General features: G+C 69.4%; 13 protein-coding genes and 1 pseudogene. 8 read left to right on the forward strand and 6 right to left on the reverse strand.

Going from position 1 to position 15,637, the window contains the following annotated elements; translation table 11 throughout:
* Positions 1-121 precede the first annotated feature (121 nt).
* The 4 genes from ACFVM3_RS14610 to ACFVM3_RS14625 are packed head-to-tail and all read left to right on the forward strand — an operon-like array spanning position 122 to position 3,864.
* Complete coding sequence (locus tag ACFVM3_RS14610; RefSeq protein ID WP_378438860.1) at positions 122-1,159, forward strand: LacI family DNA-binding transcriptional regulator; 1,038 nt, start codon at positions 122-124, stop codon at positions 1,157-1,159.
* Entirely contained in the window at positions 1,156-1,917 is a 762-nt protein-coding gene (locus ACFVM3_RS14615; protein ID WP_378438862.1) for a sugar phosphate isomerase/epimerase family protein, read from the forward strand. Before ACFVM3_RS14610 ends, ACFVM3_RS14615 begins: the two co-directional genes overlap by 4 nt.
* Positions 1,914-2,546, forward strand: coding sequence for an SGNH/GDSL hydrolase family protein (locus ACFVM3_RS14620; RefSeq protein WP_378438864.1), 633 nt, complete (start codon positions 1,914-1,916; stop codon positions 2,544-2,546). Before ACFVM3_RS14615 ends, ACFVM3_RS14620 begins: the two co-directional genes overlap by 4 nt.
* A 16-nt stretch (positions 2,547-2,562) precedes the next feature.
* Positions 2,563-3,864 carry a serine/threonine-protein kinase gene (locus tag ACFVM3_RS14625; RefSeq protein ID WP_378438866.1) on the forward strand — a complete coding sequence of 434 codons (1,302 nt, stop codon included), beginning with the start codon at positions 2,563-2,565 and terminating at the stop codon, positions 3,862-3,864.
* Here the strand turns inward: ACFVM3_RS14625 and ACFVM3_RS14630 are convergent.
* The 3 genes from ACFVM3_RS14630 to ACFVM3_RS14640 all read right to left on the reverse strand — a co-directional run bounded on the left by ACFVM3_RS14630 (position 3,861) and on the right by ACFVM3_RS14640 (position 6,293).
* Positions 3,861-4,880 carry a LacI family DNA-binding transcriptional regulator gene (locus tag ACFVM3_RS14630; RefSeq protein WP_378438868.1) on the reverse strand — a complete coding sequence of 340 codons (1,020 nt, stop codon included), beginning with the start codon at positions 4,878-4,880 and terminating at the stop codon, positions 3,861-3,863. The genes ACFVM3_RS14625 and ACFVM3_RS14630 overlap by 4 nt on opposite strands.
* Positions 4,881-5,525 carry a flavodoxin family protein gene (locus ACFVM3_RS14635; RefSeq protein WP_378438870.1) on the reverse strand — a complete coding sequence of 215 codons (645 nt, stop codon included), beginning with the start codon at positions 5,523-5,525 and terminating at the stop codon, positions 4,881-4,883. It abuts the gene before it with no gap.
* A gap of 63 nt (positions 5,526-5,588) precedes the next feature.
* Positions 5,589-6,293, reverse strand: a complete 705-nt coding sequence (locus ACFVM3_RS14640) for an alpha/beta fold hydrolase (RefSeq protein ID WP_378438872.1) — start codon at positions 6,291-6,293, stop codon at positions 5,589-5,591.
* 126 nt (positions 6,294-6,419) lie between these two features.
* Here ACFVM3_RS14640 and ACFVM3_RS14645 point away from each other — a divergent pair, with 126 nt between their 5' ends.
* The 3 genes and pseudogenes from ACFVM3_RS14645 to ACFVM3_RS14655 form a co-directional block, all read left to right on the forward strand.
* Positions 6,420-6,980, forward strand: coding sequence for a TetR/AcrR family transcriptional regulator (locus tag ACFVM3_RS14645; protein WP_378438874.1), 561 nt, complete (start codon positions 6,420-6,422; stop codon positions 6,978-6,980).
* A gap of 80 nt (positions 6,981-7,060) precedes the next feature.
* Positions 7,061-8,644, forward strand: coding sequence for an AMP-binding protein (locus tag ACFVM3_RS14650; protein ID WP_378438876.1), 1,584 nt, complete (start codon positions 7,061-7,063; stop codon positions 8,642-8,644).
* A 248-nt stretch (positions 8,645-8,892) separates the two neighbouring features.
* A pseudogene (locus ACFVM3_RS14655) lies at positions 8,893-10,128 on the forward strand (DUF222 domain-containing protein); the annotation flags it as partial.
* Positions 10,129-10,354: 226 nt separating this feature from the next.
* Here the strand turns inward: ACFVM3_RS14655 and ACFVM3_RS14660 are convergent.
* On the reverse strand, positions 10,355-11,632 hold the full coding sequence (locus ACFVM3_RS14660) for an MFS transporter (protein ID WP_378438878.1): 1,278 nt from the start codon (positions 11,630-11,632) through the stop codon (positions 10,355-10,357).
* Positions 11,629-13,011 carry a M20 family metallopeptidase gene (locus ACFVM3_RS14665; protein ID WP_378438880.1) on the reverse strand — a complete coding sequence of 461 codons (1,383 nt, stop codon included), beginning with the start codon at positions 13,009-13,011 and terminating at the stop codon, positions 11,629-11,631. The genes ACFVM3_RS14660 and ACFVM3_RS14665 overlap by 4 nt, the downstream gene beginning before the upstream one ends.
* Before the next feature lie 120 nt (positions 13,012-13,131).
* Between ACFVM3_RS14665 and ACFVM3_RS14670 the strand changes: the two genes are divergently transcribed.
* Complete coding sequence (locus ACFVM3_RS14670; protein ID WP_378438882.1) at positions 13,132-14,055, forward strand: LysR family transcriptional regulator; 924 nt, start codon at positions 13,132-13,134, stop codon at positions 14,053-14,055.
* Here ACFVM3_RS14670 and ACFVM3_RS14675 read toward each other — a convergent pair.
* On the reverse strand, positions 14,030-15,613 hold the full coding sequence (locus ACFVM3_RS14675) for an FAD-binding oxidoreductase (protein ID WP_378438884.1): 1,584 nt from the start codon (positions 15,611-15,613) through the stop codon (positions 14,030-14,032). The two genes, ACFVM3_RS14670 and ACFVM3_RS14675, sit on opposite strands and share 26 nt — an antisense overlap.
* Between the last annotated feature and the right edge of the window lie 24 nt (positions 15,614-15,637).

The following is a 15,637-nucleotide window of genomic DNA, read 5'->3' on the forward strand; positions in this document are numbered from 1 at the left end:
CCACCCCCACCGGCCCGCCCCCCCCCGGGGACGTCGGCCCGGGGGCCCCTTTTTCAACGCGGGGCCCCGGCGGGGGGCCGCCCCGGCGGGGGTGCCCCCACCGCACCACCGAGGAGGAACCATGGCGCAGCGCGCCGCGGGTTCGGCCACCCTGGCCGACGTCGCCCGCGAGGCCGGAGTGTCGCTCGCGACGGCGTCGAGGGCGCTCAACGGCGGGACCAGACAGGTCAGCGGTGCCCTGCGCGAATCGGTGCTGCGGGCCGCGGAACGCTTGCAGTACACGGCGAACGTGCCCGCGCAGGCGATGGCCCGCGGCCGCGGCAACGTCGTCGGGCTACTGGTGCACGACATCGTCGACCCGTACTTCTCCTCGATCGCGTCGGGCGTGATGCGCGTGGCGGCACGACACGGGCTCACGGTGACCATCGCGAGCACCGAGAACCATCCGGAAAAGGAACTCGAGTACGTCACCACGTTGCGCGGGCAACGGGCGCGAGCGGTCATCCTCGCCGGGTCGCGGAACGAAGGCGATGCCCTGCAACGGAATCTGACCAAGGAACTCAAGGCGTTCGAGGCCGCCGACGGCCAGGTCGTGGTGATCGGTCAGCGGAAACTGCCGTTCGACACCGTCATGCTGGAGAACCGGGCCGGAGCGGCGGATCTGGCGGAGAACCTCGCCGCGCTCGGGCATCGGGACTACCTCGTGCTCGCCGGGCCGCCCGGCCTGCTGACGTCGCGGGACCGTGTCCTCGGCTTCCGTGACGGACTCGCCCGGCACGGGATCGCGCTGCCCGAGAACCACGTGCTGCGCGCGGAGTTCACCCGTGACGGTGGCTACGCGGCGATGGTGCGAGCGATCGAGAACGGCTTCCGCGGCTGCGTTTTCGCGGTCAACGACGTGATGGCCGTCGGAGCGATGGCCGCCTGTCGTGACCGTGGTCTGCTGGTCCCCGCGCAGATCGCGATCGCCGGGTTCGACGACATCATCACCTTGCGGGACATCAGGCCTTCGCTGTCCACCGTGCGCGTGCCGATCGAGCGCATGGGGGAACAGGCACTCGACTTCATCCTCGACGCCCGCGCGGCCGCTCCCCGGGTCAAGCCGATCACCGGGGAGGTCGTGCTGCGCGAAAGTACTCGACCGTTGGAGGGAAAATGATCCGCCCGGGACTGTGTTCGGTGACACTGCGGCGGCTGGACGCCGACGAAGTCGCCAGCCGCGCCGAAAAGGCGGGACTGCAAGTGATCGAGTGGGGCGCCGACGTCCATGTGCGCCCCGGTGACGACTGGGCGGTCGAGCGCGCCTTCGAGGCCATGGCACGGCACGGGCTGACGTGCGACTCCTATGGTTCCTACTTCCGCGCCACCCCGGTGGAGGCCGGGAAGTTCGGCGAGATCGCGGCCACCGCGGTCCGGCTCGGTGCCTCGCGGATCCGGGTGTGGGCGGGCAAAGCGGGCTCCGCCGACGTCGACCCCGACGAACGCGAGCAGGTCGTCGCCGGTCTCCGCGAGGCCGCCGACGTCGCGAACGAACACGGTCTGGAGGTCGCGCTGGAGTTCCACGGCGGGACGCTGACCGACACCGCGGAATCGACCGTCCGGCTGCTCGAAGAGGTCGGCCGCGACAATCTCGGCACCTACTGGCAACCGCCGCAGGACCTGCCGGACGACCAGGCGCTGGCCGGCCTGCGACTGGTGCTCGACCACGTGCGCGCGGTGCACGTCTTCTCGTGGTGGCCCAGCAACGAGCGGCATCCGCTGACCTTCCGGGCGGACCTGTGGACGCGGGCGTTCGGCCTGCTCGCCAAGGCCGGACGGCCGCTCGACGCACTGCTGGAGTTCGTCCCGGACAACGATCCGGACCTGCTTCCCGGCGAGGCCGATGCACTGCGGAAGCTGATCGAGGCGGGCGCGTGAGGTTCACCGAGGCCGACAGGCTGCTCTTCGCCGGCGACTCCATCACCGACTCCAGCCGTGACCGCACCGACCCCGCGTCGCTGGGCAGGGGCTACGTCCGGCAGATCGCGGATCTCCTCGGCGACGGTCCGGAAGTCGTCAACCGGGGGATCAACGGCAACCGGATCTACGACCTCGAAGCCCGGTGGGCCACCGACGTCCTCGCGGCGCGGCCCACGGTGCTGACGGTGAAGATCGGCATCAACGACACCTGGCGGACCTTCGATCGCGGCCTGTCCAGCCCGATCGGGAAGTTCCGGGCCGCCTACTCCCGGTTGCTCGCCGGTGCGCGGGAGCACCTCCCGGCCGAGTTGTACGTGATCACGCCGTTCCTGCTGCCGGTGGAGCCGGAACAACAGGAGTGGATCGCCGATCTGGCGCCCCGCGTCGAGGCGGCGATCGACGTGGCGACCGAGTTCGGCGCGCGACTGGTGCGCGCGGACCTGTTCATGCCGCGCGCGGCGGCCGAGCACGGAGCGGCGACGCTGGCCCCGGACGGCGTCCACCCCAGCCCGCTGGGTCATCGGCTGCTCGCCGAAGCCTGGCTCGCGACGGCCGGTGCGCCGGTCGAGGAGGCTCGGCTCCCTTAGCGGATACAGTTGTCCCGTGAACCGGAACGCCATCATCGCCGGTCGTTACCGGCTGGAGCACCAGGTCGGCCGGGGCTCGATGGGCGTGGTGTGGCAAGCGCGGGACGAGCGGCTCGACCGCACGGTCGCGGTCAAGCAGTTGCTGCCGGACACGGCGCCGGGCGACGCGCCGTTCCGGTCGATCGTGCGCGCGATGCGAGAGGCCCGGGTCGCCGCGCGGCTCAAGCATCCACACGCCGTCACCGTCTACGACGTCGTCGAACAGGACGGAACCCCGTATCTGATCATGGAGTTCCTCTCGTCGCGGCCGCTGACGGAACTCCTCGCGGACCACGGCACGCTCCCCGCGGGCCGCGTCGCGGAACTCGGCGCGCAGATCGCCTCCGCGCTGGCCGCCGCCCACGAGGACGGCATCCTGCACCGGGACGTCACGCCCAACAACATCCTGATCACCGAGGACGGGCAGGCGAAGATCGCCGACTTCGGCCTGTCCCACGCCACGGGCGAAGGGACGATGACCGGCGACGGTCTCGTCGTCGGCACCCCGGCGTACCTCTCCCCCGAGGTCGCCGACGGTGAGGAACCCGGCTACCCGTCGGACGTGTTCTCGCTCGGCTCCACGCTCTACACCGTGCTGGAGGGCGCGCCGCCGTTCGGCACCGACGGCAATCAGATCGCGCTCCTCAAACGGGTCGCCCGCGGCGAGATCACCCCGCCGAGGTCCACCGGCCCGCTCACCGACGTCCTGCTGCGCCTGCTCCGGCGCGATCCGCGGGAACGGCCGGACATGGCCGAGGCCGAGCGGATGCTCGCCGCCGTCGCCGACGGCCGCCCGGTGATCCTGTCCGGCACCAAACGGCTTCCCGCGCCCGCCCGCCGTTCGCGGTTGCCGTTCGCCATCGCGGGCGGGGTGGTCGTGGCGGGCGGTGTGCTGGCGGGGGTCCTGCTGTTCGACGGCGACCCGCCCGATGCCGCCGCTCCGGTGGCGGCGCCGTTGCCTTCGGCCGCCGAACCGGTGTGCGAAGCGCGGTACGAGATCGCCAACCGCTGGCCCGGCGGCTCGGAGATCCGCGTGTCCGTCCGGAACGCCCAGGACACCCGGCTCACCGGCTGGGAGGTCAGCTGGACGCTGCCGCCCGGCACCCGCATCGCCAACCTGTGGAACGGTTCCCTGGCACAGGACGGCGACCGCGTACGAGTGTCCGAACTAGACTGGAACGCGGTACTGCCCGCCGGCGGGACGACCACCTTCGGGTTCATCGCGACCACCGAGGACGACGGCGGGGCCGTGCCGGTCGCGGCGTGCCGGAGTTCTTAGCGAGCGGTCGATTCCCGCGCGTTCAGCCGCACGGGGACTTCGATCCGGCGCGGCTCGCCGCCGGACGCCTTTCCCTCGACGAGGTCCATCAGCGCCGTGGCCGCGCGCCCGCCGACCTCGCGCGGATGCACGAACATCCCGGTCACCCGCGGCGAAACAAGCTGGAGCGAACCGCTGTCCACCGCACTGCAGATCCCGAGCTCGCCGGGTACCGCGAGCCGTCGGCGGCGGGCCTCGTGGAGGACGCCGAGGGCCAGGTTCTCCGACGTCGTGAACACGGCGTCCGGGCACACGTGCCGGTCGAGCAGCCTGCCCAGCGCCTCCGCCGTGCCTTCGGTGGTCGGCGGCTCGTCGATCTCGGCCACCACCGGCGCCAGCCCCCGGTCCGCCATCCAGCCGGTATACCCCGCGACCAGATCGGCCGCGTAGGAGCGGGCCGTGTCGGTGGTGATCATCGACGGCCGCTCGTAACCGTTGTCCGCCAAGTGGTCCAGCATCAGCCGAGCGGCCGCGACGAGGTCGTTGTCGACGACGACCGGCACCGGGCACGGCGCCGCCATCGGACGTCCGACGGTCACCAGCGGCCGGTCCTGGCACCATCCGGTCGCGAAAAAAGGCTCGTCCCCGCGGGGATCAACCAGGATCGCGCCGTCGACGGCGAAGGCGTTCAGCCGGTCGAGGTCGGCGTCCATCGGGGTCAGCAGCAGGGCGTACGACCGTTTCGACGCGGCCTCGGCCGCGCCGTTGAGGACTTCGAGGAAGTAGTCCGAATTGGGCACGAGCGCGCAGGCGCTGCTCGCGTCGACCGAGTTCGCGAGCTGGATCGCCAGGGTGCGGCTGCGCCGGGTGACCAGCTGCTGCGCGTGCACGCTGGCTTGGTAACCGAGTTCGGCGGCCGCCCTCGCGACACGCTGCCGGGTCTCCTCGGAGATCCGCCCTTGCCCACTGAGCACATGGGAAACGGTGGTGATCGAAACCCCCGCGGCGGCGGCGACGTCACGGATGGTCGGCGACACTCAGGCCTCCACGGGCGGTCCCCAAACACGGTTCGGCCGGTCGGTGTCCAGCCGATAGTCGGTGACGTGGGCGTCGCCCAGCCTACGGCCGAGGTCCGCCGCCGCCTCCAGGGGCCGCGCGGGATCGCACTCCACCTCACCCCGGCTGTTGCCGACGCCGACCACGATCCCGGCGAGATCCTGACGCAGGTATCGGGTGAGTTCCTGGAACTGGGCCTCGAGGCCGAGCGTCGCGCCGCGGTAGTTCTCCTCGCACGAGATCAGCACCGCGGCGCGTTTGTGCATCAACCCCGGCACGACCTCCTCGGTATGCGGCGAACTGCCGGAGGTGTAACAGAACAACCGGTCGAAGAAGGACTTCAGCCGTCCGGTCATGCCGTACCAGTGCAACGGTGTCGCGTAGACGATCGCGTCCGCCGGGAGCACGTGATCGAACAGCAGGCGCTCGTAGCCGTCCCCGATACCGCAGGACCGGTCGCTCAACCGGCATTCGCGGCAGTCGCCCAGCGGCGACTCGACGAAGTCGGAGAGGCGGACGAAGCCGACCGTATGCCCGGCTTCGTCCGCTCCCTTGGCCAGCGCCTGCGCGAGCGCCCAGGAATTGCCTTCACGACGCGGGCTTGAATCGAGCACCAAGACCTTCATGCGGTTCTCCCCGGAGAGGCTGCCAAAACGTTTTAGCAGTCTCTCCGGGGAGGGTTTCGCCTGTCAAGCGACCTTGGCAGCCGCCGCGAGGAGGACCTCCGCGACGACGTCCGGCCGCGAGACCGAGACAGCGTGCGAAGCGTCGGCCCTGGTGACTTCCGAACCGGCACGCTCGGCCATGAACACCTGCGCGGCAGCGGGGATCGCGTGGTCCTGCTCGGCGATCAGCGCCCACGACGGCAGGTTCTTCCACGCCGGCTCGCCGTCGAACGGCGTGGCGAGCGCGCGCTCGGTGACCGGACGCTGGGTGACCGCCATGACGTCCGCGGTCTCCACCGGGACGTCGGCCGCGAACACGTCCGAGAAGTTCTCGGGCTTGATCGACAGCTCGCCTTGCGCGGCCAGGACGTTCGTGGTGTCCGGGCCGAGCTTGCCGCCCTCGAACCGGCCGGACAGCTCGAACACGCTCTCCCCCGCTTCCGGCTGGAAGGCGGCGATGTAGACGAGCGCCTTGACGTTCGGCGCGGTGGCGGCCGCGCGGCTGATCACCACGCCGCCGTAGGAGTGCCCGGCCAGCACGACCGGGCCGTCCACGCCGTTGACGACGTCGGCGACGTAGTCCGCGTCGGACTCGATGCCACGCAGCGGGTTCGAAGCGGCCAGCACGCGATAGCCCTGCTCACGCAGCTTCGGGACGACGCCGTTCCAGCTCGACGAGTCGGCGAAAGCGCCGTGGACCAGGACGATGGTGGGCTTCTGGTTGCTCATGATGACTCCTTCAGACTCAGGGAGAACGATCGGTCTTTCTGCCTGAACAATGCTCGCCCGAGAGCCCTTCCGCAACGTGACGAAGGCGACCTGGTGGAATGACCGTTCTTTCTCTAAGGTTGAAAGATGCCGACTGTCGACCGGGACGTCCACCCGAAGCTCCGGCTGCTCGAGACAGCGTCACGGCTCTTCTACGCCGAGGGCATCCATGCCGTCGGTGTGGAGCGCCTGGTCTCCGAAGCGGCCGTGACCAGGGCGACGTTCTACCGCCACTACCCCACCAAGGACGACCTCGTCGCCGCCTACCTGAGCGCCACGAGCGACCGGATCCGCGCGGGCGTCGACGCGGCGACGCAAGGGAAATCCGCGCGCGAAGCACTGCTCGCCGCACTGGGCATCATCGGCGACCGGACACTCGACGACGACTTCCGCGGCTGCCAGTTCCTCAACGCCGCGGCCGAATATCCCGACCCCGCGCACCAGGTCCGCCAAGTCATCGACGACCACCGGAACTGGTTCTTCGGCGCGCTTCGCGACTTGGCGCGCGAGGCGGGTCATGCCGATCCCGAGCACGCCGCCCGCACTCTCGTCCTCCTCCGCGACGGCGCGCTTCACGGCGGAAACCTCGACGACGCCGAAACCGTGCGCGCCACTTTGCACCGGGCCGTGGCCGACCTCGTCCCCTGAGCTTCATCGCGTCTTCTCGACGGTCGTAACAAGTGCTACCTTCGCGGGAGGGGGCACGGCCGGACCGAGGAGCGGCGACGATGAGGCTTTCTCCCAGTGCGCACGTCGACCCGTTCTGCCGTGACCGGCTGCCGCCCGCAGACCAGTGGCCGGAGTTCGTCTTCGACCTTCCGGAACTCCGGTACGCCGACAGGCTGAACGCCGCGACCGCCCTGCTCGACGACACCGCCGCGCGACTCGGCCACGACAGGCCGTGTCTGCTCTCCCCCACCGAAACGTGGACCTACGGCGAAGTCCTGGCCCGCGCGAACCGCGTCGCCCACGTCCTGGTCACCGATTTCGGCGTGGTTCCCGGCGACCGCGTGCTCTTGCGGGGCACCAACACGCCCTGGCTCGCGACGGCGTGGCTGGCCGTGCTCAAGGCGGGCGCGGTGGCCGTCACGACCATGCCGATGCTGCGGCGCACCGAACTCGACAAGATCGTCGGCCGCGCGAAACCCGCGGTCGCGATCTGCGACGAACGGCTACTGGACGAACTCCCGCCCGATCTCCCCGTCGTGTCCTACGGAACGGAACTCGCTGCCCGGGCGGACCGGTATCCGGCGACGTTCGCCGACGTCCCGACCGCGGCCGACGACGTCGCCCTGCTGGCCTTCACCTCCGGCACGACGGGATCCCCGAAGGCGACGATGCACTTCCATCGAGACGTGCTCGCGATCGCCGACACGTTCTCCCGCCACATCGTGCGCCCGACGTCCGACGACCTTTTCTGCGGTACGCCGCCCCTGGCCTTCACCTTCGGCCTCGGCGGTCTTCTGGTCTTCCCTCTCCGGGCTGGCGCGGCGACGCTGCTCGTCGAGCGCGCCACTCCGGCGGAACTCGCCACCATCGTCGCCGAAAAGAGCGTCAGCGTCCTCTTCACCGCCCCGACCGCGTACCGGGCGATCCTGAACGCCGGCGACGGACGACTGCTCGCCGGAGTACGCCGGGCCGTCTCCGCGGGCGAGTCGCTTCCCGCCGCCGTGGCCGAGCAGTACCGCGAGACCGTCGGGCGGCCGCTCATCGACGGGCTCGGCAGCACCGAAATGCTGCACGTGTTCATCTCCGCCGCCGACGGCGACGCGCGTCCCGGCGCCACCGGCAAAGTCGTACCCGGCTACCAGGCGGCCGTCCTCGATGTCGACGGTTCCCCCGTTCCCGACGGAACTCCCGGTTTCCTCGCGGTGCGAGGGCCCACCGGTTGCCGCTACCTCGAAGATCCGCGCCAGCAGGACTACGTCCGCGGCGGCTGGAACTTCACCGGCGACACCTATGTTCGCGACGCCGACGGCTACTTCCGGTTCGTCGCGCGCAGCGACGACATGATCATCTCGTCGGGGTACAACATCGCCGCCCCCGAGGTCGAGGAGGTCCTGCTCACCCATCCGGATGTGGACGAATGCGCCGTGATCGGCACACCGGATCCCGATCGCGGTTCGGTCGTGACGGCGTTCGTCGTCCCCCGGCCCGGTATCGAGCCGGGCGCGGATCTCGTGCGGGCACTGCAGGCCCACGCCAAAGCGACCGCTGCGCCGTACAAGTATCCGCGGCGCGTGCGGTTCATCGAGGCGTTGCCGCGCAATGCGAGCGGGAAGCTGCAGCGGTATCTGCTCCGGGAGCTGTGAGCTCTGTCCACATCGGATCTCCCGCGAGTTATCGTGGGACAAGGAAGGCGGTCGACAAGGTAGCGAAGGGCCCTTCCTTACCAAAGGGCCGGACGTTGCGAAACGAACTTCGCCACCCGCCACTTTCCTTACATCCCAATAATTCCTGACACGCCCAGGCCGCCTTGTCCAAATCACCAGAATGCGAAACCGTTTATGGAGCGCCTTTCATATTAGCACACTTGTTCGATTGCTGATATTCTTGTGGGGTGTCCAACCAACGCATCCTCGAACCGCCGCAGGAGCTGTGGCGCGCCGGTGCGCGCGAGCTCGCGCACGGTGTGGTCGAGCGGTTGTCGGTGGCACGACAGGCTTTGGCGGAGGTCGGCCAGTACCTGGTCGAGATCGAATCGCGCGGCCCGATGGAACTCTTCGGACACGGATCGACGGCGGGCTGGTTCGCCGAAACCGCCCGCATCAGCCCCAAAGAAGCCAGCGACACCGTCTCGCGAGCGCTGGCGCTGAACGAGAGCCGAAATCTGGATGGCACTCCCGCACCCGCGTCCGCGCCGCTCGCCGGAGCCGCGGCCGCGGAGGGCGACCTCGGGCATCAGCAACTCGACCCCATCCTCGCCGTGCTGAAGAAAATCCCCGCCGACGCCACAGACGACGACCGGACCGGCGCCGAACAGATCCTGGTGACCCTGGCCCGCCACGCCGGGCCACAGGAGATCACCAACGTCGGCGCCGAACTCCTGGCGCACCTGGATCCCGATGGGAACGAGCCGAAAGACGACGACCTCAAACCACCCTCACGCGAGGTGTATCTGCGCAAACGCGACGATGGCTGGTGGCGACTCAATGGCTTACTGGACCCCGAATTCGGGGCGCGCGCGAACGCGTTGTTCGAAACCTGGGGACAGCGAAGACCCATAGATGAGGACGGCAACCGCGACCCGCGCACGCCAGGCGAGCGCAATGGCGACGCGCTCTTCGACGCCATCCACTACGCGATGACCAACGACAAGGCCCCCACCCTGTCCGGAGATCGCACCACCATTGTGGTCACCATCCCCCTGGAAACCCTGACCTCCGGACTCGGAGCGGCCTGCGTGGACGAGGTTTCGCAGATCACCGCACGGCACGCGCGGATGCTTGCGTGTGACGCGAAGATCATTCCCGCTGTCCTTGGCTCCGAAAGCGAACCCCTCGACATCGGCCGAGCCGCCCGCAGCGTCACCCCTGCACAACGGCGCGCCCTGAACCTCCGCGACCACGGCTGCGCCTTCCCCGGATGCCATCGACGACCGAAGCATTGTGAGGCCCACCATATTTTGCCGTGGGGCCAGCTGGGTGACACCGACCTCGACAACCTCTGCCTACTCTGCCGCTACCACCACATGGTCATCCACGGACAATCCGGCTGGCAGATCCGCATGACCAACGGACGACCCGAATTCACCCCACCCCAATACCTCGACCCACTACAAACACCCCACCCCAATACCTCGACCCACTACAAACACCCCGCCGCAACCACCGCTGACCCCGAAGAGCCCGCCGACCACATACCGGCGACGGGCCCTTCGGCATGCCCACGTGTCAAGAAACCGACGGCACTGCTGTCACCTCATCGCAGGCCGTCCGGACTGGGCCCGAGGCAGCACACCGCCCTCGCCGAACCCTCGAACAAGGTCCCATCGTCCGTCCACTCTGGACTCAACGCTGACTTCAGCGAATCCCGCGCCGCCGATTCGCCGCGACCAGCGCGACAATACTCAACGACGCGGTCGCCAAAAGGTAGTAACCAGGCGAAACAGGTGAACCGGTGGCCGCGATCATCGCGGTCGCGATGGTCGGCGTGAACCCGCCGAAGATCCCGACGGTGGCGTTGTAGGCGAACGAAAGTCCCGTCGCCCTGGTGTGCGCCGGGAACACGTCCGCCATCACCGACGGAAGCGCCCCGAAGTAGATGGCCTTCAGCAGCCCCAGGATCGTCATCGTGATCGTGAGGGTCAGGAACGACGGCGACGTGGTGACCCACAGGTACAGCGGCACCACGCCTGCCCCGATCACCGCCGCGGCACCGATCATGATCCTGATGCGGCCGTGCCGGTCGGTGAGCAGCCCGACGATCGGTGTCACGACGGTCAGGATGGCGGCGGTGATCATCAGTGCCACGAACGAAAGCGAGTCGTCCAGGCCGAGATTCTTGATCGCGAACGTCGGCAGCGACTGAAGGATGAAGTTCAGCGAAGTCGAGACGACCAGCGCACCCCCGGCGATCAGCAGCCCGCCCCACTGGAAGCGGAACAACGTCCGGACCGGCGTGGACTTCGGCTGATTCTCCTTCGTGGCCTCGGGTTCGTCGACATGGCGCCGGATGTAGTAGCCGACCGGGCCGACGAGCAACCCGAAGACGAACGGGATCCGCCAGCCCCAGGACGTCATCGCGTCGGCGCTCAGCGAAGCGGTCAGGCCGGCGGCGAACCCGGCGGACATCAGGGTCGCGAAACCCTGGCTGGCGAACTGAAAACTGCCGAGGAAGCCTTTGCGGCGATCGTCCTGTTCGATCAGGAACGACGTGGCCGCCCCGAATTCCCCGCCCGCGGCGAAGCCCTGGATCAACCGCGCGACGATCACGCCGACCGGCGCGAGGAAGCCGATCGTCGCGTAGCTCGGCATCACCGCCAGCAAGAACGTCCCGGCGACCATCAGCCAGATGGTGAGCACCAGCGCCTTCTTGCGGCCGAACCGGTCGGCGTAGGCGCCGAGCACGAGACCGCCGAGCGGACGCACCAGGAACGTGATGCCGAAGACCGCGTACGCCTGCACGAGCTGGACGGCCGCGTTCCCGCCGGGGAAGAAGGTTTTGCCGATATAGGCCGCCATCAGCGCGTAGACGCCGAGGTCGAACCATTCGAGCGCGTTGCCGATGGTCGCGGCGGCGATCGCGCGCCGGGTGGACGACGGAGTGCGCGCCCTGGCCACCGTCCGCTCGCTCATCATGCCTCCCCGCCGCGCTGTCCGAGCGCGTGGAACAGCGCCGCGGCGAGAACGATCCCCTCGCGGGCGATCGGCGCGAGCAGGTGTTCGTCGGGCGCGTGTTGCAGACATCCGGGATAGGAGTGCGGCAGCCACAGCGTCGGAAGTCCGAGGAGGTCGGTGAACACGTGGTTCGGCAGTCCCCCGCCGAAACTCGGCAGAATCGCCACTCGCCGATCGGAAACCTCGTCGAGGACGCTCTTCGCCCAGCCGACCCACGGGTCGTCGACCGGGGTGCGGCTGGCGCGGAAACTGCCCTCGGCGGTCACGTCGACCATGGAAAATCCCTGTGCGGCAAGGTGTTTCGTGATCGCCTCGCCCACTCCGTCGACGTCGGTGCCCGCGACGTAGCGCAGTTGCAGCATCGCCCGCGCGCGGCCGGGAATGGCGTTGACCGGCCTGCCGATGTCCGCGGCGCCGAGCGAGAGGACTTCGAGGGTGTTCCAGCCGTACAGCCGCTCGGCCGCGGTCAACCCGGTATCGCCCCAGCCCGCGTCCAGCGCCGGATCTCCCGGCTTGTTCCCGATCTCGAGTTCGGCGAGCGCCGTGCGGACGCTGTCCGGGAGCTCGGGCGGCAGGAGCTCCGGCACCTGGACGCGGCCGTGTCCGTCGACGAGACAGGCGATCGCCCCGGCGAGGGTGGTGGCTGGGTTGCGCAGCACGCCGCCCCAGTTCCCCGAGTGGTAGGCGTCGGGGCGGAGGTCGACGTCGAGGGCGATCCGGACACTGCCCCGCGCGCCGAGGAACAGTGTCGGCGTCGCCGCGTCCAGGCGCGGACCGTCGGAGGCGATGAGGACGTCGGCGCTCAGCGCCTCCCGGTGCGCCGAGACGAACTCGTCCAGCCCCGGCGAGCCGATCTCTTCCCCTGTCTCGAACAGGAACTTGAGGTTGAACCCGAGCGAACCCGTCTCGGCGAGGAGCAGCCTGAGCGCGGTCAGGTTGATCAGGTGCTGTCCCTTGTTGTCCGCCGAACCGCGGCCGTACCAGCGTTCGCCGTCGGCGGTCAGCGTCCACGGATCCCGGCCACCGCTCCAGCGGCCTTCGTGCCCATCGACGACGTCAGCGTGGCCGTAGCACAGGAGTGTCGGCAGCCGCGGCGATTCGATCCGGGTACCGATCAGGAACGGGCCGCCGCCGGGGTCCGGATTGGGATGGATCCCCACGGAACAGCCGAGCGCGGTGAGCGCCGGGGCCAGAACCTCGTCGAGGTATGCCTTGATGGCAACGCGACCGCTCGGATGGTCACTCACGGTCGGATATCGGACGAGCTCGGCGAGTTCGGCGAAGAACGCTCCCGAATCGACGTGCTCGTGGGCCTTCGCGACCAGTTCCGCAGGGATCACCGCGTTGTCTCCCGATTCGCTCGTCAAGTGTCGCAAAGGAGCGTAAGTCGGTTTGCGCATCCGGACCATTGCCGTTTACCGTGCTCCGCGTTCTCATTGAGGCAAACCCGCGGAGATCTGATGCGACTACTGCCGATCGCGTTGACGTACTTCCTCGAAGTCGCCCGCACCGGTTCGGTGTCCGAGGCGGCGACGGAACTGACGGTGGCGCCGTCGGCGATCAGCCGCCAGATCGCCAAACTGGAAGCGGGTCTCGGCGTGCCGTTGTTCGTCCGGCATCCGCGCGGCATGGTGCCGACCGAGGCCGGGACCCGGCTGCTCGACCACGTCCGGCGCAGCGAGGCCGAATCGGCCGTTCTCGTCGACGAACTCCGTACCGGCCGCGGCTTGCACGCCCGGTCCCTGACGATCGCCTGCTCCGAGGGGTTCGCCCGCCGCGTGGTCCCGCAGGCGATCGCCGCCTTCCGGCGCGAGCACGACGTCACGTTCCACATCGACGTCGTCACCAGGGAAGAAGCGACTCGACGGGTGCTCGAAGGCGCGGCCGACGTCGCCGTCACGTTCGCGACCGGGCCTCAGCACGGGGTGCGGGTCGAGAGTGCGGTCGTCGTCCCGGTGTACGCGATCGTCCCGCTCGATCATCCGCTGACCAGCCACGACTCCGTCGAACTCGCCGAACTGTGCCGTCACCCGCTCGCGCTCCCGGCGCCGGGCCAGAGTCTGCGCGACCTGTTCGAGATCGCCGCCCGGATCGAGAATCTCACCACCCATCCGGTGCTGGAGTGCAACGAACTGAGCCCGAAGTACGAGTTCGTCCGGTGCGGCGGCGGGATCGCGCTCGTCGGCGGTCTGGGTGACATCGACCAGGACGCGGCCACCGAAGGCGTCGCCTACGTCCTGCTCGACAACGCCGTGTTCCGCAAACGCGAAGCCCAGGTGCAGACCATGGCCGGACGGACGTTGTCCTTGGCCGCCATGCGGTTCACCGCGCTGCTGACGTCGTTCGTCCACCCGCCGGTCAGCCGATCAGCACCCCGGGATTGAGGATCCCGGCCGGGTCGAGCGCGGCTTTGGCTGCGGCGAACGCGGTGGCGAACGGGTCCGGACGCTGCCGGTCGTACCAGGGCCGGTGATCGCGGCCGACGGCGTGGTGATGGGTGATCGTGCCGCCGTGGCCCGCGATCGCCTCGGAAACCGCCGACTTGATCTCGTCCCACTGGGCGACCGTGCTCCCCCAGCGCCCGGCGGCGTAGATCCCGTAGTAGGGCGCGGGACCGTCGGGGTACACGTGGCTGAACCGGCACGTGACGACACCGGCGCCGCCGCACACCTCGTCGATCGCGGTGCGCGCCGCCGAGGTGATCGCGTCGTGGAACTCCGGGAGATCGTCCCAAGTGCACGCGGTCTCGAAGGTCTCCACGATCAGCGACCGGCGGGCGAGCGCGTCGCGTTGATAGGGCATCCGCAGGAAGGACGACCGCCACGTCGAAGCGCTGTCCTGACCGGCGGAATCCTTGCTGCGCCTGGCTTTCATGACACCGCCGTGGCCGGCGGTCAGTTCGAGCGCGCGGTCGAGCCAGACATCGACGGGGTGATCGGCGGATTCGAACGCGACCAGCAGCAGACCGCCGCCCACACTCGCGCCCGCGTTGATGAGAGCCTCCGCCGGGTCGAGGAGGCGGCAGTTCGACGGGTACAGCCCGGACTGCGCGATCGCGCGGGTGGCGGCGACCGCGTCCTCCTGCCGTTCGAAAGCCACGGACGCGGTCACCTGCCACACCGGCCGGTCCTGCAGACGCATCCAGGCTTCGGTGATCACGCCGAGCGTGCCTTCGGAGCCGAGGAACATCCGGTCCGGCGAAGGACCGGCGCCCGATCCCGGCAGGCGTCGCGATTCGCTGATCCCGGCGGGCGTGACGACGCGCAGCGCTTCGGTGAGATCGTCGATATGCGTCGCGAGCGTGGCGAAATGGCCGCCAGCACGGGTCGCGAGCCACCCGCCGAGCGTCGAATGGGCGAACGACTGCGGGAAATGCCGCAGGGTCAGCCCCAGCGGGCGAAGACGGTCTTCCAGTGCCGGCCCGAAGATCCCGGCCTGGATCCGCGCCGCACGGCTGACCGTGTCCACTTCGAGTACCTCGCCGAGTCCCGCCAGATCCATCGAAATCGCCGGACCGTCGAATCGCGGCTCGATCCCGCCGACCACGGAACTGCCGCCGCCGTAAGGAATCAGCGCGGTACCGGAAGCGGCGCACCAGTCGAGGAGGTCGACGACGTCCTGTTCCGTACGCGGGCAGGCGACCAGATCCGGGACGTGGTCGACCTGCCCGAGCAGATTGCGGACGACGTCGCGGAACGCCTTGCCGCGGGCGTGGGACAGCCGGTCGACCGGTACGTCACTGCACAGCGGGGCGAGCGTCGCGGGCAGGTGGATCCGCGATGCCGGGACGCCGAGCTCCGCCGGGTCGGGCGGGGCGTGGTCGGTGAAGTCGTGACCGGGCAGCACACCCGCGGTGCGGGCGACCAGCGCGTCGGACTCCTCTCGCGACAGTTCGCCGTCGACGGTGCCCCAGCCCCACCAAGACCGCTCTTCGGTCGGCATCGTCGCCTCCGTTCGATCTGACTG

It is taken from the genome of Amycolatopsis sp. NPDC057786, from assembly GCF_042797905.1.
Taxonomy (GTDB): domain Bacteria; phylum Actinomycetota; class Actinomycetes; order Mycobacteriales; family Pseudonocardiaceae; genus Amycolatopsis.